The organism is Gemmatimonadaceae bacterium (assembly GCA_036496605.1).
Classification (GTDB): Bacteria; Gemmatimonadota; Gemmatimonadetes; order Gemmatimonadales; family Gemmatimonadaceae; genus AG2.
Genome location: DASXKV010000004.1, coordinates 288,117 through 311,297, shown reverse-complemented (window position 1 = coordinate 311,297; position 23,181 = coordinate 288,117). Strand labels below are relative to the sequence as shown.

Below are 23,181 nucleotides of genomic sequence, written 5' to 3'. Positions count from 1 at the left end.
GAGCAACGCTCGCCGGCCTTCTCCGTAACTACCAGCTAACAATCACAAGTTACCAACCACGCACTACGATCCAGCGAGATTCGGATTGTTTTGCTTCTCGGAGGTTGGTATCGGGAAGCAGAGATCCTGTTGCGTGAGATATGACGGGGCGCCGCTGGTACCGGTGCCGGGCTGCTCGAGAGGCGAGAGCGTTCCAGGCGCGTTTGCGGCCTTCCAACGCCGAAGATCATTCAACCGCCGACCTTCGAGCCAGAGCTCGATTCCGCGTTCGCGGCGAAGCGCGGTCCATCCGTCGTCGATCGTCGACGCCGTCCAGGGCTGCAGACCGAGCGCGATCCGATGCTTGTTGATCAGGATCATCGCACTCGTTAGGTCATTGCCGATCAACGCTGCCTCCGCTTCGAGGAGCCGCATTTCCCAACCGCTCGAGAGATTGATCGCCGCATCCTGCTTGGCGAATTTCAGCTCTTTGTGCCAGGTCACGCGGCCGAGGCTGAGCACCGCGGCATCGCCGACGGGTTGATTGGCATCGCTCGCCCAGGGTACGCGCGGATCATTCGTGTCGGTGTAGTACTGATCGTTGACGGTGTTCCACACCGTGTGCGCGCGATAGGGTTGATTCGCGGTCGCCCAGAAGATGCGATTGTACTGATCCTGATCGGTGGTGAAGTACGGCATCGCGTACACGAATGCGTCGGCGATCGTGTTCGCATCGGCGAGTGCTTCCGGCACTTTGTTCAGGTCGAGACGCACTGCCGCGCGCGCCGCGTGCACAACGTTGATGAACTTTGTGACGTTCACGGCCATTGCAATCGCCAGTGCTTCCGTCAGCTCGGAATCGGCCCGCGTGAGATACACGGTCGCGGCTTGCTTCGCGCCGCCATCGATCACCGCGTCGCACATGTTCTCGCCAAGCAGGCGATTGGCATAGGCCGCCCAAATCAGGATCTTGGCGCCGAGGGTGTCCTGGGCAAAGCTCGACCCGAGGCTGGATTTGAGATGCCGCGCGCCGTCTTCCGCCTCGAAGCGAGCCCGTTGCGCGAGCTGCCAGTAGTTGTTGGTATCGTCGTCGAGCAGCTTGCCCACCTGTTGTTGTGCCGAGATGCCGAAGCTGCCTGTCGATCCGGCGGGGAATACCTCGCGCGAAATCGCGCCGCCGGTGTAGGCGATCCAGTTCAGCGCGTCCGACAGATCGCGCCCCGCTCCATTCACGATACCGGCCGCGGTCGCCCGGCTATCGAGGTTCTCGGAAGGCACCGGTCCTGGATTAGTAACCTTGAACTCGCAGCCGACGAGGCCGACAACGCCTATCGATACGCCGAGTCCGCAACGAATGAGTGCTTTCATGGATGATGCTCCGGTTCGGGGTTCGATCAGAATTGGATCTGCAGTCGCGCCACGACCGTGGCCGGTGCAGGGATCTGCTCCGAGATGTAGCGAACGGTGGCGTTGAAGCCGTCGTTCCCCGCCATCTCCGGATCGAACAGCCGAAAATTCTTGTTCTTCCAGGTGAACCAGTTCTGCACGGAGACGGAAATGCTGGCGCTCCGCGTTCCCGGAACGAGCCGCTGCGGAACGGGCGCGCGAAGCGTCACGTCACGCAGCTTCGCGAAGTCGGCCTTGAAGATGAATTCGTCCTGCCGCACTTGCGACGAGTTGCAGGTCGCGCGCTCGCGCGCGGTCCAGTTGTTCTGATTGCCATCGGCGGCCTGCTTCGCGTAGGCGTCGAAGCACGTCGGCCAACGCACGGCCCGAGATAACGCCTGGTACGACGCGTCCTCGTCGAGATAGTTGCCGCCCTGATACTCCGCGCGCGCCGAGAGCTCGATGCCCTTCGGAAAGTGGAGTGCGCTCGTTACGCCGATGATCCGCGTCGGCTGCGAGGGCCCGAAGAGGTGATTCTGCTCGACAATCGGATCGGCGATAGCGTCGGCATTCGTGATGTATCGGCCACGGAGCACCGCCAGCGGCTGGCCTTCCATGGCGAAGCCGTTGCCGTTGCCGCCCGGCGACACATTGAACGGTGCTGCGCCGCCGAGGCTCAGCACGCGGTTCTTGTTGAGCGCGATCGTCGAGCCGAGCGTCCAGGTGAGCTTCTCGTGCTGGAACGGCGTCGTGTTGATCGCGAGCTCGAGGCCGCGCTTGTCGAGCGTGCCGATATTCTCGAGCTGCGGATTGAGGAAGCCGCCCGATGGAGGCGGCGTCAGGTTGATCAACGCGTCGGTGGTCCGCGTTCGATAGTACGTGAGATCGATGCCGAGGCGCCCACTGAGCGAGCTGCTCTCGAAGCCAACTTCCGTCTCCGCGGATCGTTCCGGACCGAGATCAGGATTTCCTAAATTGCGCGTCCGCAGCGCGGGCTGGCCGCCCCAGCCGACAGCGTCGTAGCTGCGCAGATAGTCGAAGGCGCCGGGCGCGCGGCCCGCTTGGCCATAGGCGGCGCGAAGCTTCATCGTGCTCGCAATGCGGTTCAGGGCGCTCGATTGCCAGAACGACTCGTCCGAGATGACGTACGATGCGCTGATCTTTGGATACGGCTGCACGCCGATGTTCTTGCCGAAAGCGCTGTACTTGTCGAACCGCGCACCACCGGTGACGAACAACCGATCACGCCAACCGATCATCTCCTGCAGGAAGAGCCCGCCGGTGAGGATGCGCACGCGGGACTCGGTCCCGTTCCATTGTGAACCCGTCGAAATCGTGGGATCGCCGGGCCCTCCGAAGCCGATCGTGTACGCTTGGACGTCCCGCAAATCGTTGAGTGATGCCTGGCCGCCCCATGCGAACGTCGACATCAAGCCGCGTATCTCGTGCTCGAAGCTGCCGACGTAATCCGTCGTCAGCACTTGGTTCGCCCACTGCTCCTCGGAGAGCGTCCCCGTCGGCGACTCGGGGAAGCCGAACGGACGCAAGTTGCGGTTTTCGACGTTCGCACGATCGATTCCGACCGTGAGTTTGTTCGTCATCCCCGCAAAGGGCGCGTAATTCATCGTCCCACCGAGGATCATGCGGTTGATCCAGGTGTTGAGCTGATACTGAAGGACCTGGGAGATCGTGTCGATGTTCGCGCTGCCGTAATAGTTCCGGTTCCGGCGGAACGCGTTCAGCGTTAGGCCCGCGGCGTTGTTGCCCGCCGGCGTATTGCTGATGTGATTGTTCGTGTAGCTGCTGTTCCAATCGAAGGTGAGCGTCTGTGTTGGCGCAAAGGTGAAGTTCGCCCGCACGCCATACTTCCGTTCTTCGTCCAGTGGCATGACACCCTGATTGTCATCAAAGCCGCCGGAGAGGAAGTAGCGCGTCCCGTTCGCCGCGCCGCCGTTCACCGACAGGTTGTAATCGCTCTTGATGCCGTTGCGGAGCCAGGGATTCATGTAGAGGTATTCCGCGCAGTTGCGCTGCCCAAATCGGGTGCTACAGCTGTTCGCCGTCGTGTCGGTCGGATCAACGGCATCGAGGCCGAAGGGGCGCTCGCGATTGAAGCCCTGAGTCGTCTCGAAATTCCACGATGGTGTGCCGATCGTACCGCGCTTGGTAAAGATCTGGATCACTCCCGCCGCGGCCTCGGTTCCGTACAGCGTCGTCGCCGCCGCGCCCTTGAGGACTTCGATGCGGTCGATATCCTCGGGATTGATGTCGTTGAGCGGACTCGCGTAATAGTTCGTGCTACGCAGGTTCGAACCGGCGGGCGGCACGTTCTTTGGATACTCGTCGCTTCGGGTACGTACACCGTCGACATAGATCAGCGGCTGATTCGAGAGCGCGACGCTCGTGTTCCCGCGAAGCCGGATCGACGCACCCGCGCCGGTGCTGCCCGTCGAGAGCTGCACGCTGGCGCCGGCGATGCGTCCCTGCAGAAGCGACGAGACGTCGGTCTTCACCTCCGGCGTCTCCGACGCCTGCACCGCCGAGATCGCGTTCCCGACTTCACGCCGGCGCGCCTGGCCCGCAGTGCCCGTCACCACGACCTGGTCGAGCTGCACGGCCGTCGGCGAGAGTACGAAGTCGACCGTCGCGCTTGCGTCGGCCGTGACGGTGACGCTCTGCTCGTTAGGCGAAAAGCCGAAGAGCCGAACATGCACGCGATGCGCTCCCGCCGGCACGTTCGTGATGACGTAGCTGCCGTCGTTGCGCGAGAGCGCACCGAGGCGGCTTCCGGTAACCGTGACCTCGGCGTTGGCGAGTGGCGCCGAGGTTCCGGTCTGGCGTACCACTCCACGCACACTGCCGGTCGAGCCCTGCGCGTCGAGTCGCGGCGCCAGGAACAGCATCAACGCGACGACGCCCGCCGTGAAGCAGGTCCTTCCTCGTAGCTGAGCGACCATAACGACGTCCCCCCTCACGCAGTGATATGGAGCAGTCGCGAGAGCGCCCACCGGTGCCCCCAGCGGACGCCACCGCCCCGATGCGTGTCCTCAGAATGCGTGAAGCCTGACGACCCGCGTGAGGCATACGATTTCCCCGAGTTCGCGCGGTGTCAACCAGGTCGCTGGGACGAACGGGGGCCGGGAGGGAGAGAGATGGCGGCGAGCGCTTCCGGGCGTTACGATTTTGCGGAATTCGTCCAAATCCTCTCGTCGAGGAGACTTCTCGTGCATCCATGCAGGTTGGCTCGCGCGGCGGCGTTAGGCGCCGCGCTCGCGGTGCTTTCCGCATGTTTCTCGTACACGCCGGCCCCTGCATCCGGGCCGAGAGTCGGCGACCGCGTCCGCATTCGCGTCTCCGGCTCAGAAGCAGAAAAGCTCGACTCGATCGTCGGATTGAGAGATCGCGCCGTTGAAGGGGACGTACTCGAGGAGGCCGACAGCTGCATCGCCCTCGCTGTCCCATTGCCTTTGGCCCCGTCGTCGGAGGGCGGCGCTCTCTCCCGGCAAGCACAACAGCGGATTGTCATTCCGCGCGCAGACGTGCAACAGCTGCAGCTGCGTCGGCTCGATAAGCTGCGCACCTCGCTTCTCGTCGGCGGGACGGTCGTGGGAGTGGTGGCCATTGCCGTGGCGAAGGGATCGACGTTGCTCGGCAACCGGGGTCCGAGTGGCAGCCCTAACGAGACGAGAGTGCCGCGCGGGACTCTCGTCCTCGAGTGGAGGCTGCCCGTAGTGGCTCACATCTGGTGAGCTTCGCCGTCACGCCGAGTGCCGCTCGCTCGTCTATGAGGCGTGCCTCCCGTGTCCGCTTCTCTGTCGCTTTGCCTCGCTACGCTGTTGGCGCTGGCCCCGGCGGTCGTAGCCTGGTGGACCGGGCGCACGCTCCTAGCGCGCGCGGACGACCCGGTTCTCCCCGAGCTGCTCTTCGATCGGCGACGCAAGCTCGCCGGCCTGACGCTCGGAGGAGCACTCGCGCTCGCGATTCTCTTCGCGGACGACGCGCTGTGGGCGATCCCACTGCTCTGGATCACGCTCCTCCTCACGTCGTATCCGATTCGGCGAAGGCTGTTCGGCGAGCGGTGGAGCGCGCTCGCGTATCTGCGGTATGCGATCTTCTCGTCGGTCGGGCACTTCGGATTGTGGCTTCTCGCCGGCTTCGCGCCGGCGCTCGTGACCTCGCTCGCGCTCGGGCTCGAGCCGAACAACACGGACGCCGCGATGCGCCTCGCGCTTTGGACGGGCGGCGCGTTCGGGCTCGTCATCGCACTCTGGCAGCACCACTATGCGCGCGTCTTCCTCGCGCTGCATCGTGCGGTTCCGTTACGGGTGACGGCGCGGCCGGAGCTCATGGCAAAACTCGACGCCATCGTTGAACGGGCTGGAACCGCCCTCCCGCGCCGGCCCGAAGTGTACCGCTACGGGGCGCCGGGTGGCTACGTGATGAACGCGCTGGCGATTCCGTCGCTGACGCATCCGGCGGTGGCGTTAGGCGACACGATCGTTGCAACGATGGACGATGACGAGATCGCCGCGATATTCGCTCACGAGATCGCGCATCACGAACAGTTCACTCGCGGCCGGCTTCGGCGTTCATGGTTGGCCGGCCTCGCGCTCGCCGCGCTCGCCGCAGGCCTCCCGGCGTTGCTGCTGCGCGGCGTCCCCGACGCGGCACTGCTGACGTCGTGGCTCGTGCCGGTCGTCGTGATCATGACGTTAGGCAAGCGCGTCGCCAAACGCCGCGACGCGGAAACGGCGAGCGATCTGCGAGCGACGGTTCTTACTGGGGATCCCAACGCTCTCGCACGCGCGCTGACGAAGCTGCACGTCTACAGCCGCGTACCGCGACGCTGGCCGCACGCCATCGAGCGCGCGGCCACGCATCCGAGCCTCGCCCGGCGCATCCAGGCCTTGCGGGAGCGCGGCGGTACTCTGGAGCCGCACATGCCCGAGGTGAGTGCGATTGTTCGGTCTCCGTCGGGGACGGTGATCGCGCTCGACAACGAACGCGTGTACTGGTTCGAGGGCGTGCCCGAGCAAGCGCCGCTCGCGCTCGACGTTCTCCGCGCCGCCGCGTCGAGCTATCGTGCCATGTCCTACCGCGATCTCGCCGAGCTTCGCGTCGCCGCGGATGGTGGCGCTCGCCGGCTCGTCGCGACCGATCCCGTTGGTCACAGTTGGAGTGCGCCTATCGCGCTCAACGATGTGGCCGCGCTCCAGGGCGCACTGGACCGAGTCGACGTCAAGCTCGGGCAGCGCCGGCCAACCGCGGCGCCCGCGCGCGCGCCCGCTGTTCGATGGCTCGCGCTCGCGCTCCTCGTTATGCTCACGATGACCGGAGAGCTGGGGCTCACGGTCATCCCGCTGATCGTCGTCCTGGTTCGGCCAACACTCACCGCCGCGGTGGCGGCGACGGCCTCGATTGCCCTCGCGCGAGTGGTTGTCGCGGCGCGCGCGATCGCCTGGGCCGATCCCGTGCGTCAGCTCGCCGCGCTTGGCGCCGTATCCGTCGCCATCACGCTAATCGTGCTCGCCGCGCAACGCGCTCGCGTCGACGCGAGCCGCGGCGCGGCAGGGAGAATCACGCGCGAGGCATGGATCCTCATCGGCATTCTCGCGGGCGTCGTCGTCGTCGTCGCGTTAGGCATGGCACCGCTCGCGAGCGAGCGCCCGGCGTCGCTCATCGGTAACTCCCTCGCTATCTCGGCGGTGACGGTACTCCTCGGCCTGGGCGGAGCGTTGCTGACGCTGCCCCAGCGTTGGTGGCGCGCGGGGGGAGTCTTGACGTGTGGCGCGTCGCTCGGCTTCGGTGCAGTGCTCACACGGGACGCGTGGCCCCTTGGCCGAACGCGCTCGCTGACATGGACGACGGCGAGCCTGCGGCCTGCCGGCTCGGTCACTATTCCCGGCGGTGGCCTCGGCCTCGCTGCATCGCCTAACGGCTCCGCGTTTGCAATCACGCAATATCACCCGCAGAGGGCCCGCGCCTTCGACGCCGCGCGATACGTCATCGGGCGGTTCGGCGATCCGTCGCACGCACTCAGGACCAGTGACGCCTTGAAGATCGTGTTCGCCGACAGCGAGACGGTGCTCGCACTCGACACGGCAGGCACCGACAGCCTCGAGCTGCGAGCCGAGCACGTCGCGGCCAACAGGGCGGGCAACGTCCCGGTCGCCTGGCGCGAGCGTCTCCCGACGCTCGAAAGCCCTCAACTCATCGTCGATCGCACACGGCAGTGGTGGTTGGTCGTGGGCCGAGCGGAGGACGATGCTTCGTTCGTGGTGGTCGCCGACACGTTCGGCGGGGGCCGGCCACGAACGTACCGTCTCGCGACGCGCGGTGCGGAGTACGAGCCAGGGGAAATGCTGACACAACCAATAGCGGCCTTCGCGAACGGGAATGCGATCTGGACGACGCTGGGCCGCTTTCACACCGGGCGAGACGCCATCACACCACTCCTGCTCGCGATGACGGGCTCGATCCGCTGGGAGCTGCACAGCTCGAGCGCCGCGGGCGAACGCTTTCTCGCCGACCTCGACGGGATGCCGACGTGCGGCAATGAAATCGAGCGCGAGGCCGCGTTGTGTTACGACCGATCGACAGGCGCGACGCGCGTCTGGTGGGCGACGGCCGCGTCGAAAGTCCAACAAATTGCGGAGCTGCCGCCATCGCTCGACCTGGTGCACATCGAGTCCTCCGAGACCCTGTCGGCAGCGGAGCGCTTCGGCGCGCGGCTGCTGCTCGTCGACGCCACGACACGTCGCGGGGCGCGCCTAACGCTGCCCGGTGCTAACGTGCGGGGGAGCGGAAGGTGGACCGCGGACGTGGTGGCGCGAGGGGGCTACGTGATGGTGCTATCCGCGGGGCGAGACGGGGCGGTCCTCAGCAGGTTTGAAGTGCGAACGCGCTAGCCCGAAGAGCGCGCATGCCGCTGGCGCACCTGTAGAGAGGCAAAGGTGCGCCATCCGTTATTGCGCTTTCTGCCCCGCAAGCGTCGGCGAGCGGCGCTGATCCTCGACCATTCTGGCGACGTCTGCAAGCAACGCCTTCGCGTCGTAGACGATCCCATCCTTGATCGTCCACTTCACGCCGCCGACTTGATCCACCTTCCCGGTACTGTCGTTCAGCCGGAACCAGCCCGTCCCGTACAACACCTTCAGGTTCTCGAGGGGATTCGCGTTGACGACGAGCATATCGGCGAGCATGCCGGGCCTAACGACCCCGATCTCGGGCTCCTTCCCCGTGCGCTGCGCGAGCGTCAGTGCGCCGTACATCGTTGCGCTGCGAATCACCTCGAGCGGATGGAACCCCGCTTCCTGGAGAATCTCCATCTCCTCGATCGTCGCGAAGCCTGGGGTGCTGAAGATGAAGCCCGCGTCCGAGCCCGTCGTCACCTTGCCGCCCATGTTCTTGTACTCGTTCACGAACTCCATCCACACGCGATAGAAGTTCTTGAACGCGACCTCGTCCCACGTCGTCCAGTAGTACCAGTACGAGCCGTGATTCGTGCGGCTTGGCTGGTAGTACGCGTAGAGCGACGGCAGCGTGTATTTCTGATGCCACGGCAGATTCATCTTCCGCGCGAGGTCGCGTCCCGCGCTGTAGATGCTGAACGTCGGATCGAGCGTGACGTCGCGTTCTTTCAGATTCTTGAGCAGCTGCTTCCACTTCTCGCTGTGCGGCGTCACGAGATTCCACTGCCGCGCGACCTGGCCGAAGCGGTCCTGCTCGTCGTTGTAATTCTGATCGACGGGATACGGCTGCACCGAGTTGCTGTCGTACATCGACTCGAACAATCCGTAGAAGTGGGTCACCGTCTGCAAGCCTAACGCGGTGGCCTGATCGGCGTTCATCATCCCGACACCTGTCTGCTGCAAGTGCGCCGTCGAGCCCATGCTGAGCTTCCGCGCCTCGTCGAGCAGCGCCGCCATGAGATCCGGGCGCTCTGCGCCGAGCTTGAGACCGTCGGCGCCGTGCGCCTTGATCCATCGCACCCAGGCGCGGGCTTGCTCCGGTGTCGTGACCGGGCCCTGTCCCCAGCCGGTGCCGGGACGCTGATACACCACATAACGAGGCGCGACGATCTCGTTCTTGGCGCTCCGCTCCTTCTCGTGAATCGAGTAGGCAAAGCTCGCGAACGGCACGCCACGCACGGTCGTTATGCCGTGCGCCAGCCACAGCTTGTTATAGTACTCGGACTCGGGCGCTTTCTGCGGCGTCCCCTGATGGACGTGCAGATCGACGATACCGGGCATGACGTACATTCCCGTCGCGTCGATCTCCCGCGCGGCATGGGGAGGACGCTTCGTGGAATCGATCGGCACACGGGGCACGCCGACATTGGCGATGTCGACGATGCGATTGCCTTCGACGACGATGTCGACGGGTCCACGCGGCGGGCCGCCAGTCCCATCGATGAGCGTCGCACCGCGGATGACGAGGCGCTGGAACGGTCCCTCGCCTTCGTGACGATCCGGGGCAAACTTGGGATCCTCACGTTGCTCGTTCCGAAGATTTCGCGCTACGGCGCTGTCCGTAGCGGCTGGAAGAGCTGCTCGCTGTTGCGCCGCGGCGGTCGAAACGACGGAGCCCACCAGTATGGCCGCGACAAGCGGAGTGGTTCTCATACGACGCTCGTTTGGAGTGGACGCTGGCTGTCGCTCTGACGATGCCTCTCCCCGGCCCTTGCGGCAAGACGCTTCCGGCGGTGAATTGATCTGCCTCGTCCGACCAGGTGGTCGCAGCGACCTCTCCGGTCGGGACGTATCAAAAGAATCCCCATCCTTCCAACGCAAGAGATGGCATTCATGCAGATCGCTCATCTCGACGCTCGCGCCATACTGTTCCTCGCGCTCGGCGCGTTCGCGGTCTTCTACGCCGCAATACTGCTCACCGGTCTGCGGCGGACAAGCAAGGCTGACGAGAGTGCGGACGCCAAGGCGGGCATGGCGGCCCTGTTGGCGACGGGCTTCGTCACGAATTTCTTCGATACGCTCGGCATTGGATCGTTCGCCACGACGACCACCATTTTCCGCCACTGGAAGCTCGTCCGCGACGAGTACATTCCGGGCACGCTGAACGTGGGGCACACGCTGCCGACGATCGTGCAGGCGTACATCTACACGAGCATCGTGCCGGTTGATTCGCGAACGCTCATCTTGATGATCGTCGCCGCGGTGCTCGGCGCGTGGTTAGGCGCGGGCGTGGTCGCGGGATGGCCCCGTCGCCGCGTCCAGATCGGCATGGGAGTGACGCTGCCGATTCTCGCCTTCGCGATGCTGCTCGCCGCGTCGCAGTTCGGCAGCTTGCCCGGCGGCGGAACGCTCCTCGGACTCGTTGGGCCTCGTCTCGCCATTGCGGTCACGGCCAATTTCGTGCTTGGCGCTCTCATGACGATCGGCCTGGGCTTGTACGCGCCGTGCATGATCCTTGTGAGCCTGTGCGGCATGAATCCGACGACGGCCTTTCCGATCATGATGGGGTCGTGCGCGTTCCTCATGCCGATTGCCAGCGCGCGCTTCGTTCGTGCCCGCTGCTTCGATCGACGGGCGACGATCGGACTGTTCGCCGGCGGAATTCCGGCTGTACTCATTGCTGCGTTCATCGTGAAGACACTGCCGCTCACGGCAGTGCGCTGGCTCGTTGTCATCGTCGTGCTGTACACCGCCGCGAATTTGTTGCTCACGGCATATCGCGAGCGCGCCGGGGCCCTCGTTGCCGACAGCCCAAAGCCGGAAGTCACGGCCTAACGGTATTGCTGGCGAACCTACCACTCACTTTTGCCATGGGACACGGTCCATTGCTTCCGCGCCGCTCTATCGGTCTCGGCCTCGCGATCATGTTGGGCGCTTCCAGCGCTGGCGCCCAAGCCCGCCAGCCGGGTCCGCCCCAGCGGGACACGAGCGGCCGCACCTCGCGTGATACCCTCCGCGGTGCGGTTCGCGACTCGCTCCGACCAAGCGCCCGTGATTTTCTCGCGATGGTCGAAGCCTCGCCGGTCGTCACTCATCACTCGATTCGCCTGCACGGCGCGACGCTGAGCTACACGGCGACCACCGGCATGCTTCCCATTCGCAATGACACGACTGGAGCGGTAGAAGGCGGGATGTTCTTCGTCGCCTATAACAAGGATGGCGTCGGCGACTCCAATGCACGACCGATCAGCTTCGTCTTCAACGGAGGACCCGGCTCGGCGACGGTGTGGCTGCATATGGGCGCATTCGGTCCAAAGAAGGTGCACCTCAATGCGGACGGCACAAATCCGCCGCCGCCCTACGCCTACGAGGACAACCAGTCCACGCTCCTCGATCAGACGGATCTCGTCTTCCTCGATCCCGTCGGCACGGGCTTTAGCCGCGCTGCGCGTCCCGAGCTCGGGCCGAGGTTCTGGGGGCTCGACGAGGACATTCGCGCAGTTGGTGAATTCGTCCGGCTCTACCTCACTCGGTATGACCGGTGGGGCTCTCCGAAGTTCATCGCCGGCGAGAGCTACGGAACCACGCGCGCCGCTCATCTCAGCGGTTATCTGGCCGACCGCGGCATCGCGCTCAACGGCGTCGTTCTCATTTCGACCGTGCTCAACTTCGGCGCGTCGGCGATGGACCCGGGCAACGATCTGGGGTTCATTAACTTCCTGCCTTCGTACGCCGCGACGGCGTGGTATCACAAGAAGCTTCCGGCCGATCTTCAGAAGCTCACCGTCCAGCAGGTTACGGCGCAGGCAGAAAAATGGGCGGATGGCGACTACGCTCACGCGCTCATGCGTGGCGCGCGGCTCACCGACCCGGAGCGTCACACGATCGCCGAGCAACTCGCTCGCTTTACCGGCACGTCGACGACATTCGCGGAGGAGAACGACCTTCGCATCACGCTCGGTCGTTTCAACCAGGAACTGCTGCGCGATCAACATCTCACTTCAGGCCGTCTCGACAGCCGCTTCACGACGTATGCGACGGACCAGGGCGCCGAGCGCGGGCAGTTCGATCCGAGCGAGGCGTCGATTCGCAATTCGTTCTCGCCGGTGATGAGCGAATACGCCCGCCGCGAGCTCGGCTATCGGGACGAGGACGTCTACTACATCCTTGGCGGTGGGATCGGCCGATGGCGTTATCCGCAGAACAATGGATATGCGAACGTCGTCCCGTCGCTCGAGCGCGCGTTTGCAAAGAATCCGGAGATGAAGCTCTACGTCGCGGAGGGCTACTACGACATGGCGACGCCGTACTTCGCGGTCGAATACACGTTGGCGCACATGTCCGTGGATCCTCGGGTCCGCGCCGGGATCGTTACGGAGCGCTTCGAGGCCGGCCACATGGTGTACATCGATGCGCCGTCGATGACCAAGATGCGCGATGGGCTGCGGCGGTTCATCGATAGTGCATTGCCCCAGGCGCAGCGGGCGGAGCGATAGGGTCGAGGGGCCGAGGAGGGTTGAGGTCCGAGGGCCGAGGCTTGGTGATCCAGACCAGTGACCTGGTAAACGACCGATCGTTAATCTTCTTGAAGGACCAATCTCGAGCGACAAATACCTAGTCCAAGACCTTAGGCCCCCATGGACGAGAAGCAACTAGCCAAACTGGTGCGCCAGAACGCGGCCAAGGCCGAGAAGCTGGCCAAGGCGCGTCAGAGCCGCCGATACGACAAGACCCTCCCGCCTCCCAGCGACGACGAGGAAGACGTCGAGCGCGAGCATTTCTTCAAGGAGATGAAGCGGCGCGAGTTCTAGGCGTCGCCGGGTCGCGAAAACACGATACCTTGACAGTCGACAACAAGCACCGCACCTTGTTGTCGACTGTCAAGGTATCGACGTTATGAGGGGCTAGGGGCTTTGGGGCGACGGATTCCCGCCCATCCTCTCCCTGGCAACGGCTCTAGACCATCGCGATGGACTCCAAAGCTGAGCTCCTTCAAGGCACGCTCGATCTCCTCATCCTGAAGACGCTCGCGCTCGGGCCACTGCACGGATGGGGCGTTTCCAAGCGCATCCGGCAGCTCTCCTCCGAGGTGCTCCAAATCGGGCAGGGCTCGCTCTATCCGGCTTTGTACCGACTCGAGGACCGTGGTTGGATCGAGGCCGAGTGGGGCGTTTCACCCGAGGGCCGGAAGGCGAAGTTCTACCGCCTTACCGCCGACGGACGGCGTCAACTCAATTCCGAGACCGAGAGCTGGCGCGTCTTCTCGCTCGCCGTGAATCACATCCTCCGAGCCACCTAACGAATCGAGGGACCGATGCGCTGGCTTTCGCGTGTGCGCCGCCGGCTGCGGCTGGTGATCGACCGACCCGCCGTCGAGCGCGAGATGGAGGACGAGATGCGCTTCCATGTCGAGATGGAAGCGGAGGAACTGGCACGATTCGGCGTTGCCGACGCGAAACGGATTGCGCGGCGGCGTTTTGGCGGCGTCGCGCGCTACCAGGACGAAGCCCGAGACGCGCGCGGCGGGCGGTGGCTCGAGGAGCTGCGACAGGATGCTCGTTATGCGTTGCGCGTTCTCTCGCGCGGCCGAGGCTTCGTTGCCGTTGCCATATTCACACTCGCGTTAGGCGTGGGCGCCAACACGGCGATCTTCAGTGTCGTGCGTGGTGTATTGTTCCGCCCGCTGCCGTACGCCGACCCTGACCGGCTCGTCGCGATCGAATCGGTCATCAACGGTTCGCCGACGGCGGACTCGCCGCGCGATTTTCTCGATTGGCGCGAGCAGGACAGATCCTTGTCCGGCATGGCCGCGTACTTCTTGAGTACGACGGCGCTCACCGGTACCGCTGAGGCGGAGCGCCTCGTGCAAGCGCGCGTATCGGCGAACTTCTTCGACGTTCTTGGCGCACGGCCCGAGCGCGGCCGCAGCTTTCGGCCGGGTGAAGACGACGTATCGGCCGCGCGAGTCGTCGTGCTCGGCGACGGGCTGTGGCGGCGGCGATTTGGCGCTGACGAGACGATCATCGGCCGCACGATTCTGCTCGACGACTTCCCAACGACGGTCATCGGCATCGCGCCGCCCCAGCTCCGCATGCCGGCCGCGGTCGATCTCTGGATGACGACACGGTTCGACGCGCGCGACATCGCGCCATCGTCGAGGGGCGCACGCTGGGTTCAGGTCGTGGGACGACTCGCACCGGGCGCTACGCTCGCCGTCGCACGGAGCGACATGAGCACGATCGCGGCGCGACTCACGCAGCTCGATCCGAAACACAACGCCGGCGTGACGAGCCGAGTGATACCGCTTCAGGAAGATCTCGTTGGCAGCGTGCGGACGCCGCTCCTCGTCTTGCTCGGCGCCGTCGGCTTCGTGATGCTCATCGCCTGCGTCAACATCGCCAGTCTCTCACTGGGCAGAACCGCCGCTCGCGAGACGGAGCTTGCCGTGCGTGCCGCGTTAGGCGCTGGACGCGGCCGGATCGCGCGCCAGCTGCTCACCGAGAGCGTCGTGCTCGCGTTAGGCGGCGGCGGAGCTGGCCTCGTGATCGCGGTCCTTGGCACGCGCGCCCTCGTTGCGCTCGCGCCGGGCGAGTTGCCATTGCTCGAGGCGGTGCGGGTCGACGGCGTGGTCTTCGCCTTCGCGCTCGCGCTGACAGTCGTCAGCGGCGTGCTCTTCGGCGCCGTACCCGCGATTCAAGGCGCGCGCCGCAGCACCAACGACCGGTTGCGATCGGGCAGCCGCGGCGCCTCGCGCGGGCCGGCTGGTGGACGGCTGCGCGCGACGCTCGTCGTCGCGGAGGTCGCGTTGGCGATCACGCTCCTCGCCGGCGCGGGGCTGCTCCTGCGCAGCTTTCTGCGCCTAGCGACGATCGATCCCGGATTCCAGCCGTCAGGAGTCACGACCTTCTCGCTCTCGCTCTCGCCGGTTCGCTATCCGGACGAGAACACGCAGGCGCAGTTCGCGGCGACGATGCTCTCTCGGCTCGAGCAGCTCCCCGGCATGACCTCGGCAGGAATCTCGTTTGCACTTCCGCTCTCGTCGGCCGGCTTCGGCCTCACCTTCGCGATTGCCGGTCGAAGGGAAGTGAGCGGCCCGGACGAGCCACGCGCACAGATTCGCGTCGCGACGCCGGATTATTTCCGGACGATGGGCATTCCGCTGCTGCGTGGACGCGTCTTCACGGCGGAAGATCGCGCTGGTGCCCCAATGGCGCTCCTGATCAGTCAGGAAACGGCGCGCCGGTATTGGCCGAACGAAAACCCGATCGGTCAGTCGCTCGAGACAGGGTGGCATCACGGCAACCGCGCGTTCGGCGGTACGGTCGTCGGCGTCGTCGGCGACGTGCGCCAATTCAGTCTCGCGGCGCAGCCGACTGCGCACATCTACGCGCCCCTTGCGCAATGGCCGTTGGACGAAATGTCTGTCGTCATGCGTTCGTCGGCGTCACCAGCGACGTTGCTCACCGCGGCGCGCGATGTCCTGCGTTTGCTCGATGCGCAATTGCCGGTGTACGAAGCGCACCCGCTCGATGATCTCGTGCGCGAATCGATTGCCCAGCGCCGATTTTACGCTTCGTTGCTGGCGACGTTCGCTTCCCTGGCGCTGGTTTTGGCCGCCGTTGGCATCTACGGCGTGATCGCGTACGCGGTGCAACAACGCCGCCGCGAGCTCGGAATTCGGATCGCCCTCGGCGCGTCGCGAGAGCGTGTCGTCGGCATGGTGCTTCAGCAGGGCATGTCGCTGACGATTGTCGGCGCCGCACTCGGGTTGGCGGGCGCGAGCTTGTTGACGCGGGTACTGAAGGGCCAGCTGTTCGGCGTGAGCGCGACCGATCCACTCACGTTCGTCGCCGTACCGGCGATCCTCGTCGCCGTTGCGATGATCGCATGCGTCGTCCCCGCTCGTCGCGCGCTAGCGGTTGATCCCGCCTCGACGATTCGCGCCGAGGATTGAGCGACCGCGTGCGAGCTGCGTTTCTACGAGCCGGAGCAGGCGAACGCGAAGTTCACCACGGGGAATAATGGCGGAGTGATTGAAGTGACGATGAAATGAGGGGCGGTGCCTCGAGGGCGAGACGTTAGGTCCGGTCCTGTATAAGCAAACCCCGCGACACGCGTGTCGCGGGGTTTTGACTCTCCCTAACGCCTAACCGCTCAGAAGTTCGCCACCATATGCACGAACCACGTCCTGAGCGGCTGCGTCGGTGTGATCGTCGCGGCGCCGACGACCGGGTAGTTGTCCGACAGCTGCTCCTGATAGTCGACGGAGACGGCGCAGCGGCGGTTCAGGTCGAAGAAGATGCCGCCGATGAACACGTGATACTGCGCCTCCGGGCTGTAGTTCGTGTTCGTCGTGACCCTGTCGTACCGCGCCACGAGATTCAAACGTGTGAAAGCCGTGTCGAAGAGCGCGAGCGGCTTGGCGACGATGAATCCGGAGAGCAGGTGACCGCTCGAGTCGACCGTGACGGCGGGTGAGGCGGGGGTGTTGAGCCCCGTCTGACCCTGGCCCTTGAACGATGCGTACTGAGCGCCCATCTGGATGCGCGGATCACGAATGCCGGTGAACACGCCCCAGCGGTCGCGATCGAGACCCGTACCGATCGGACCGTTCGTCGTTGGCGGTGCCGCGCTGTTGACGAAGGGGCTGGCGACGAGACCCTTGTAATACCAGGGTGAAATCGCCCATGTCTTGAAGATTCCCGCTTTGCTGTTGGCGAGTGGTGTGAGCGTCAATCGTACCTGCGGGTCTTTGAACCGATCCATCTCGCGCGAGCCATACCCGGGACCGTTCGAGATCACCGCGTAGATTTCACCCGCCTTGCTGGGCAGCGTCAAGAGTGTCGCCGCGCCAATGTCGGCGGAGCTAAAGAGCCCAGCGCGCTCGACGTCGGTCTGCGAGATCCAGCGAGGCCAGAAGTTCTCCTCGTGGTCGATGACTACCGTATGGAGAGAACCCATACGTGCGACCGCGGTGAAATCGTTCGGGCCGCCCGTGATGTAGTTGTACTGCAGATAGGCGTACTTCAGACGGATCGCCCAGCCCTGGTAGTACTGATCCGCCGGCGTGTTCTGCTGCTGGTAGACGTCGGTGGTGATGCGGATGCTCGCGCGATCACCAGCGGGCATACGAAATGTCAGATACGCTCGCTCGAGATCGAACTTGTTAAAGTTTTTCGCGCGCTGATCGACGCGATATTGAAAGTTGCTATAGATGACTCCGGAGAAGTCGATAGGTGGGATGGTGACGGTGGTCTGCGCCGAGAGCATCGACGCCGACGCGAGGAGAATGAACGCGCCGGCGACTGCAGTTGAGCGGAGACGGAATCGGGTCATGGTCGGCCTGTTCGATGGGGGGTGAACGTGCGACCGGACGCTACCGGCGCCGCGTAACGGCGCTCCGTCCACTTTGTAACGCACGCGTCACGGGACGCCGGGTTGGGAGACCGTCCATTGGACCTTCGTCCAAGGAGCGCTGGCGCCCTGCTGTCGACGAAGAGGAGTCCTTGGTATGTCGAGCGCTATGGTCGCGGCGGCGGCGACTTCCCCTGCGCCCGCTCCTCGAAGTGGTGCTTGATCTGCTTACCCTCGGCGAGGTAGACCGCGTCCTCGCCGATATTGGTCGCGAGATCGGCGACGCGCTCGAGGTTGCGGCTCACGAGGAGGAGCTGCAGCGACGACGAGATCGTCGTCGGGCTTTCCATCATGTGCGTCAACAACACCCGGAAGGTGGACTCTTCGAGTGCATCGACTTCGTCGTCGCGCTTGCAGACGGCGCGCCCGAGAGCGCCGTCTGCTCTGATGAACGCGTCGATTCCGTCGCCGAGCATTTCGCGCGCGCGCTTCGCCATCTCGTCGATCTCGAGGCCTGGAGCGAGCGTGACGGGCACGTCGAGGAGACGCAGCGTGCACTGGCCGATGTTCACCGCATGATCGCCGACACGCTCGAGATCACTCGAGATCTTGATCGCACCAACGATGAAGCGGAGGTCTCGCGCCATAGGTTGCTGCAGCGCGAGGAGCGAGATTGCGCGCTGCTCGACCTCGACCTCGAGATCGTCGAGCTCATGATCGGCGGCAAGAACGGCTTCGGCCTTGCCCGCGTCGCGCTCGCGCAGCGACTCCACAGCGAGATCGATGAGTGCCTCGGCCTTCTCCGACATGTCGAGCAGGCGCTGCTTGAGCTCCGCGAGCTGCTCGTGAAAATGGCGAAAGCCGGTCTGTCGTTCTGTGCCGGCCGTTTGCGGCTGCGTCATCCGAACCTCCCGGTCACGTACGCGTTCGTACGCTCTTCACGCGGATTGGTGAATATCTGATCGGTTGGTCCCGCTTCGACCAAGCGTCCGAGGAAAAAGAATGCGGTGCGGTCGGAGATGCGCCCCGCTTGCTGCAGGTTATGCGTCACGATCACGACCGTCAGCTCCTGCTTCAATTCGTACAACAACTCTTCGACGCGCTGCGTCGAGAGCGGATCGAGCGCGCTCGCCGGCTCGTCCAGGAGCAAGACTTCCGGCTCGTTGGCGAGTGCGCGAGCGATGCAGAGGCGCTGCTGTTGTCCGCCGGAGAGGCTCGTCGCGCTCTCGCGTAACCGATCACGGACTTCGTCCCACAGTGCCGCGCGCCGCAGTGACGTCTCGACGATGAGGTCCAGCTCGCGCCGATCGTGGACGCCGTTGATGCGCGGTCCGTAGGCGACGTTCGCATAGATCGATTTCGGGAAGGGATTCCAGCGCTGGAACACCATACCGACGCGCTGCCGCAGCGCCACGACGTCCACCGTGGAATCATACACGTCGTCGCCATCGAGCTCGATGCGGCCCTCGTGGCGGATGCCCGGAATCAGCTCGTTCAGGCGATTGATCGATCGCAGGAACGTCGACTTGCCGCAGCCGGACGGTCCGATCAATGCCGTGATCGCGCGCGGCTGAATCACGGCATCGATGTCGTACAGCGCCTGCGTTGCGCCGTACCAGAAGGAGAAGTTGCGCACGACGATCGCGCCCGGATGCTCGCTGACGGGCAGCGACGGACCGGGACGGCCCGCGGCGGCCTCGATCGAGTCGTTAGGCATCACGCCGGTCATCCGAAACGTCCGGTGATGTAAGACTCGGTGCGTTCGTCGGCCGGGCTCGTGAACATTGTCTCCGTCGGGGCAACTTCGATCAGCTCGCCGCCAAGGAAGAACGCGGTCTGGTCGGACACGCGCGCGGCCTGCTGCATATTGTGCGTGACGATGACGACGGTGACGTCGGTGCGCAGCTCGTAGATGAGCTCCTCCACCTTCTGCGTCGAGATCGGATCGAGCGAGGCCGTCGGCTCGTCGAGCAACAGCACTTCGGGATCGGTCGCGAGTGCCCGGGCAATGCACAGGCGCTGCTGTTGACCACCGGAGAGGCCGGTGGCGCTCGTCTTCAAACGATCGCCCACCTCGTCCCAGAGCGCGGCACGCTTCAACGCCCGCTCGACGATCTCGTCGGTTCGTTTGCCGTTCGGTTTGTGGTCCATCACGATCAGTCCCGCGGCGACGTTGTCGCGAATGGACATCGTCGGGAATGGCGTCGGCCGCTGAAAAACCATGCCGATCTGCCGCCTAACGGCGACGGGACTCACACCATAGATGTCCTGGCCGTCCAGAAGTACTCTGCCCGTCGCACGCGCATGCGGGATCGTCTCGTGCATGCGATTGAGGCAGCGCAAGAAGGTCGATTTGCCACAGCCCGACGGCCCGATGATCGCCGTGACGTGGCTATCGGGCAGCGCCACCGACACGTGTCTGACGGCGTGGATCTCACCAAAGTACGCGTTGAGGTCCTCCACGGCGAGGCGAACCGCCGAGGCAGCCTGGGACATGGGCCGGGATCGGTCAGTCGCCGGTGCCGTAGCGTCGTCGGGTAGCGACACGCGCGGCGAGGCTGATGATGAAGACAATGCCGACGAGGACGATGGCGGCCGCCCAGGCTTGCGCGTGCCAGTCGTCGTAGGGGCTGATTGCATAGTTGTAGATCTGCAAAGGAAGCGCCGCGATCGGCGCCCGAAGCGACGTCGACCAGAACTGGTTGCCTAACGCCGTGAACAGTAGCGGTGCCGTCTCGCCGGCGATGCGGGCCATCGCCACGAGCGCACCCGTCACGATACCACCGAGCGCCGTGCGCAGGACGATCGACAACGACGTCCGCCAGCGCGAGTAGCCCAATGCGAGCGCCGCTTCGCGAAGCGAAATCGGCACGAGCCGCACCATCTCTTCGGTCGTCCGCGTCACCATCGGAATCATCATCGCGCCTAACGCGATGCCGCCAGCGAGCGCCGAGAAGTGCTGCACCGGCTTCACGAGCAGTTGCCAGGCGAAGATGCCCATCACGATCGACGGAAGGCCATTCAGCACATCGGCGAGAAAGCGGACCGTCGTCGCCAGGAGCGTCGCCCGCTTCTCGGCGAGATACAGACCGGCGCCGATACCGATTGGAAGTCCGACAATGCCCGAGATGCCGATGAGAATGAGCGTGCCGACGATGGCGTTGGCCATGCCGCCACCCGCCTCCCCCGGCGGCCGCTGCGTTTGCGTGAAGAAAGCAAGGTTTATCGACGACGCGCCGAGGCGGATGAGGTGAATCACGATCAGCAATAGCGGCAGCGTCGCGATCACCGCCGCGACGTACATCAGCCCGATCATGACATGACTCCGCGCGCGACGCCTTCGAATCGAGCGCTGCGTTCGCTCGGCGACGGCGCGTTGGCGGCCGCTCGGCGCCCCTCTCCGGGTGGTCTGCGCGGTCGCCATCAGCGCTCCTTGGCCGTCTGCCAGACGAGCCAGCGCGCGAGTGCATTCACGAGGAACGTCACGAGCAAGAGCACGAACCCGACCGCCATGAGCGCGGAGAGATGGAGATCGCCGGTCGCTTCGCTGAATTCATTCGCAATGAGGGATGCCATCGTATAACCAGGCGCGAATAGCGACGCCGCAATTTCGTGGCGGTTGCCGATGAGCATCGTCACCGCCATCGTCTCGCCTAACGCGCGTCCAAGGCCGAGGATGATTCCACCGATGATGCCGGAGCGCGCGTACGGGATGACGGCGTCGCGAATCACTTCCCAGCGCGTCGCGCCGAGACCCACCGCCGCTTCACGCTGCGATCGTGGCACCGCCATCAGTACCTCGCGCGTGACCGCGGAGATGTACGGCAGGCACATGATCGCCAGGATGAGGCCCGCGGCGAGCATACTCGAGCCGTACGCGGGGCCGGCGAAGAGCGGCAACACGCCGAGATGCAGCGTGTCACGAAGAAACGGCATGAGGAACTCACGCAAAAACGGGATGAGAACGAAGATGCCCCAGAGCCCGTAAATCACGCTCGGCACTGCGGCGAGCAGATCGACGGCGAAGGCAACGGGCCCGCGCAGCCAGTTGGGCGCGAACTCCGACAGAAACACTGCGACGCCTAACGCGAGCGGCGTCGCGATGACCAGCGCGAGGATCGATGAGACGATCGTTCCGTAGATCGCCGGAGCCGCGCCGAAGTGTCCAGCGACCGGGTCCCAGTCGCTCGAGGTGAGGAACGTGAAGCCGAAGGTGCGCAGTGCCGGCCACGCCGCGATCCCAACCGAGATGAAAATGAGAAGCAGGAGAATCGGGACGAGCGCGGCGAAGCCGGTGATCGACCATGAGTAGATCCGATCCCCGATCTCGCTGCCGATCTCAGTCCAACTCCGCGACGGACGCGTTGGCGTGCCCGTCGCGGCTGTCGCTTGCGATGGGTCGCGCGCGACGACGTCGGTCACGGCGTCGCGCCTACCTTGATCGTGGCGAGCGTCGAATCGAGGCGCGTCACGAGCAGCGCAGGCAGCGGAGCGTAGTCGAGACTGGCCGCGGACTGTTCGCCGTCGTGGAGTGCCCACTTCAGGAAATCCATCAATTTCCTCGCCTTGTCCGCGTTAGGCTGCGTCTTGTAGACGAGGATCCAGGTGAATGAGGAGATCGGGTAGGCCTGCGCACCCGGCGCGTTCGTGATCGAGAGACGATAGTCCGTGCTGGCCGGCAGCTTCTGCGAGACACCCGCGGCGGCTGCGGTCACCGCCTCGATCGATGGCTGGACGAACTGGCCAGCGGCATTCCGGATCGCAGCCGTCGGGAGCTTGTTCTGGCGCGCATACGCAAGCTCAACGTACCCCAGGGCGCCGGGGGTCTGTTTCACTTGGCCCGTAACACCGTCGTTGCCCTTTGCGCCGAGTCCGACCGGCCACTGGACCTCCTTTCCTTTCCCCGGACTGGACGCGAATGCCGTGCTCACCTTCGTTAGGTATTCCGTGAAGATATAGTTTGTGCCGCTCGCCTCCGCGCGATGAACGACGACGATATCGCGGTTAGGCAGGGTGACGCCCTTATTGAGCGCGCCGATCCGCGGATCGTTCCACTTCGTAATCCTGCCGAGAAACATGTCGGCGATGACATCGCCGGTGAGATCGAGTGGCTTGGTAACTTCAGGCAAGTTGTACGTGACACAAACGGCGCCGAGGACGGTGGGGATGTGTTGGATCGGACCGCCCTTCGCCTTCGACATCTCGTCGTCGGTCATCGGTGCGTCACTCGCGCCGAAGTCGACCGTCTGCTCGGAGAGCTGGCGAATGCCGCCGCCGGAGCCAATCGGCTGGTAGTTGATCTTCACTCCGGTCTTGCCGGCGTAATCAGTGAACCACTTGGAATAAATGGGATACGGGAAGGTCGCGCCCGCACCTGTTAGCTGCGCGTCCGACGCGCCGCTCGTTGTCGCCGCAGCCGCACCGCTACTCTGCGCGGTCACGCCGCCGGCGCTGTCCTTTCGCGCGTTGTCAGACTTGGTGGAACAGCCGGCGACGACGACGGTCGTCGCGATGGCGAAGGAGAGAAGCTTCACAATTCGCTCCGGTAGGT

At 64.7% G+C, this 23,181-nt stretch carries 17 protein-coding genes; 7 read left to right on the top strand and 10 right to left on the bottom strand.

Annotated elements, in window-relative coordinates; all coding sequences use genetic code 11:
- Positions 1-63 precede the first annotated feature (63 nt).
- Positions 64-1,347 (bottom strand): RagB/SusD family nutrient uptake outer membrane protein, encoded by a 1,284-nt coding sequence (locus VGH98_03185; GenBank protein HEY2374957.1) that lies wholly within the window; start codon positions 1,345-1,347, stop codon positions 64-66.
- A 26-nt stretch (positions 1,348-1,373) separates the two neighbouring features.
- A complete protein-coding gene (locus VGH98_03180; protein ID HEY2374956.1) occupies positions 1,374-4,322 on the bottom strand; it encodes a SusC/RagA family TonB-linked outer membrane protein in 2,949 nt (982 codons plus the stop codon).
- A 267-nt stretch (positions 4,323-4,589) separates the two neighbouring features.
- Between VGH98_03180 and VGH98_03175 the strand changes: the two genes are divergently transcribed.
- Together VGH98_03175 and VGH98_03170 are read left to right on the top strand one after the other, a co-directional pair.
- Positions 4,590-5,114 carry a hypothetical protein gene (locus VGH98_03175; protein ID HEY2374955.1) on the top strand — a complete coding sequence of 175 codons (525 nt, stop codon included), beginning with the start codon at positions 4,590-4,592 and terminating at the stop codon, positions 5,112-5,114.
- A 51-nt stretch (positions 5,115-5,165) separates the two neighbouring features.
- Complete coding sequence (locus VGH98_03170) at positions 5,166-8,273, top strand: M48 family metalloprotease (GenBank protein ID HEY2374954.1); 3,108 nt, start codon at positions 5,166-5,168, stop codon at positions 8,271-8,273.
- Between the two features lie 57 nt (positions 8,274-8,330).
- Here the strand turns inward: VGH98_03170 and VGH98_03165 are convergent, their stop codons facing one another.
- A complete protein-coding gene (locus tag VGH98_03165) occupies positions 8,331-9,989 on the bottom strand; it encodes an amidohydrolase (GenBank protein ID HEY2374953.1) in 1,659 nt (552 codons plus the stop codon).
- A gap of 180 nt (positions 9,990-10,169) precedes the next feature.
- Between VGH98_03165 and VGH98_03160 the strand changes: the two genes are divergently transcribed.
- From VGH98_03160 to VGH98_03140, 5 genes are all read left to right on the top strand, one after another.
- Positions 10,170-11,111, top strand: a complete 942-nt coding sequence (locus VGH98_03160; protein HEY2374952.1) for a sulfite exporter TauE/SafE family protein — start codon at positions 10,170-10,172, stop codon at positions 11,109-11,111.
- A gap of 35 nt (positions 11,112-11,146) precedes the next feature.
- Complete coding sequence (locus VGH98_03155) at positions 11,147-12,772, top strand: hypothetical protein (protein HEY2374951.1); 1,626 nt, start codon at positions 11,147-11,149, stop codon at positions 12,770-12,772.
- A 141-nt stretch (positions 12,773-12,913) separates the two neighbouring features.
- Positions 12,914-13,087 carry a hypothetical protein gene (locus VGH98_03150; GenBank protein ID HEY2374950.1) on the top strand — a complete coding sequence of 58 codons (174 nt, stop codon included), beginning with the start codon at positions 12,914-12,916 and terminating at the stop codon, positions 13,085-13,087.
- 158 nt (positions 13,088-13,245) lie between these two features.
- On the top strand, positions 13,246-13,575 hold the full coding sequence (locus tag VGH98_03145) for a PadR family transcriptional regulator (GenBank protein HEY2374949.1): 330 nt from the start codon (positions 13,246-13,248) through the stop codon (positions 13,573-13,575).
- Between the two features lie 15 nt (positions 13,576-13,590).
- The gene (locus VGH98_03140) at positions 13,591-16,230 is read left to right on the top strand and encodes an ABC transporter permease (GenBank protein ID HEY2374948.1); all 2,640 of its coding nucleotides are present in this window, start codon (positions 13,591-13,593) and stop codon (positions 16,228-16,230) included.
- A gap of 200 nt (positions 16,231-16,430) precedes the next feature.
- On the opposite strand, the gene VGH98_03135 is transcribed toward VGH98_03140, so the two are convergent.
- The 7 genes from VGH98_03135 to pstS form a co-directional block, all read right to left on the bottom strand.
- Entirely contained in the window at positions 16,431-17,612 is a 1,182-nt protein-coding gene (locus VGH98_03135) for a hypothetical protein (GenBank protein ID HEY2374947.1), read from the bottom strand.
- Between the two features lie 185 nt (positions 17,613-17,797).
- Positions 17,798-18,532: a phosphate signaling complex protein PhoU gene (gene phoU / locus VGH98_03130; protein HEY2374946.1), complete on the bottom strand. Its 735-nt coding sequence runs from the start codon at positions 18,530-18,532 to the stop codon at positions 17,798-17,800.
- Positions 18,529-19,359, bottom strand: coding sequence for a phosphate ABC transporter ATP-binding protein PstB (gene pstB / locus VGH98_03125; protein HEY2374945.1), 831 nt, complete (start codon positions 19,357-19,359; stop codon positions 18,529-18,531). The genes phoU and pstB (VGH98_03125) overlap by 4 nt, the downstream gene beginning before the upstream one ends.
- Positions 19,356-20,126, bottom strand: coding sequence for a phosphate ABC transporter ATP-binding protein PstB (gene pstB / locus VGH98_03120; GenBank protein ID HEY2374944.1), 771 nt, complete (start codon positions 20,124-20,126; stop codon positions 19,356-19,358). Before pstB (VGH98_03120) ends, pstB (VGH98_03125) begins: the two co-directional genes overlap by 4 nt.
- 13 nt (positions 20,127-20,139) lie before the next feature.
- Positions 20,140-21,054 carry a phosphate ABC transporter permease PstA gene (gene pstA / locus VGH98_03115; GenBank protein HEY2374943.1) on the bottom strand — a complete coding sequence of 305 codons (915 nt, stop codon included), beginning with the start codon at positions 21,052-21,054 and terminating at the stop codon, positions 20,140-20,142.
- A complete protein-coding gene (pstC, locus tag VGH98_03110) occupies positions 21,054-22,052 on the bottom strand; it encodes a phosphate ABC transporter permease subunit PstC (GenBank protein HEY2374942.1) in 999 nt (332 codons plus the stop codon). The genes pstA and pstC overlap by 1 nt, the downstream gene beginning before the upstream one ends.
- Complete coding sequence (gene pstS / locus VGH98_03105; protein HEY2374941.1) at positions 22,049-23,164, bottom strand: phosphate ABC transporter substrate-binding protein PstS; 1,116 nt, start codon at positions 23,162-23,164, stop codon at positions 22,049-22,051. Before pstS ends, pstC begins: the two co-directional genes overlap by 4 nt.
- Positions 23,165-23,181 lie beyond the last annotated feature (17 nt).

Excerpts from the sequence above, each read along its gene's own strand:
- phoU (HEY2374946.1), bottom strand. The coding sequence starts at position 18,532 with ATGACGCAGCCGCAAACGGCCGGCACAGAACGACAGACCGGCTTTCGC.
- VGH98_03150 (HEY2374950.1), top strand. The coding sequence starts at position 12,914 with ATGGACGAGAAGCAACTAGCCAAACTGGTGCGCCAGAACGCGGCCAAG.
- VGH98_03185 (HEY2374957.1), bottom strand. The coding sequence starts at position 1,347 with ATGAAAGCACTCATTCGTTGCGGACTCGGCGTATCGATAGGCGTTGTC.
- VGH98_03180 (HEY2374956.1), bottom strand. The coding sequence starts at position 4,322 with ATGGTCGCTCAGCTACGAGGAAGGACCTGCTTCACGGCGGGCGTCGTC.
- pstB (HEY2374944.1), bottom strand. The coding sequence starts at position 20,126 with ATGTCCCAGGCTGCCTCGGCGGTTCGCCTCGCCGTGGAGGACCTCAAC.
- VGH98_03135 (HEY2374947.1), bottom strand. The coding sequence starts at position 17,612 with ATGACCCGATTCCGTCTCCGCTCAACTGCAGTCGCCGGCGCGTTCATT.
- VGH98_03155 (HEY2374951.1), top strand. The coding sequence starts at position 11,147 with ATGGGACACGGTCCATTGCTTCCGCGCCGCTCTATCGGTCTCGGCCTC.
- VGH98_03160 (HEY2374952.1), top strand. The coding sequence starts at position 10,170 with ATGCAGATCGCTCATCTCGACGCTCGCGCCATACTGTTCCTCGCGCTC.
- pstA (HEY2374943.1), bottom strand. The coding sequence starts at position 21,054 with ATGGCGACCGCGCAGACCACCCGGAGAGGGGCGCCGAGCGGCCGCCAA.
- VGH98_03145 (HEY2374949.1), top strand. The coding sequence starts at position 13,246 with ATGGACTCCAAAGCTGAGCTCCTTCAAGGCACGCTCGATCTCCTCATC.
- VGH98_03165 (HEY2374953.1), bottom strand. The coding sequence starts at position 9,989 with ATGAGAACCACTCCGCTTGTCGCGGCCATACTGGTGGGCTCCGTCGTT.
- pstB (HEY2374945.1), bottom strand. The coding sequence starts at position 19,359 with ATGACCGGCGTGATGCCTAACGACTCGATCGAGGCCGCCGCGGGCCGT.
- VGH98_03140 (HEY2374948.1), top strand. The coding sequence starts at position 13,591 with ATGCGCTGGCTTTCGCGTGTGCGCCGCCGGCTGCGGCTGGTGATCGAC.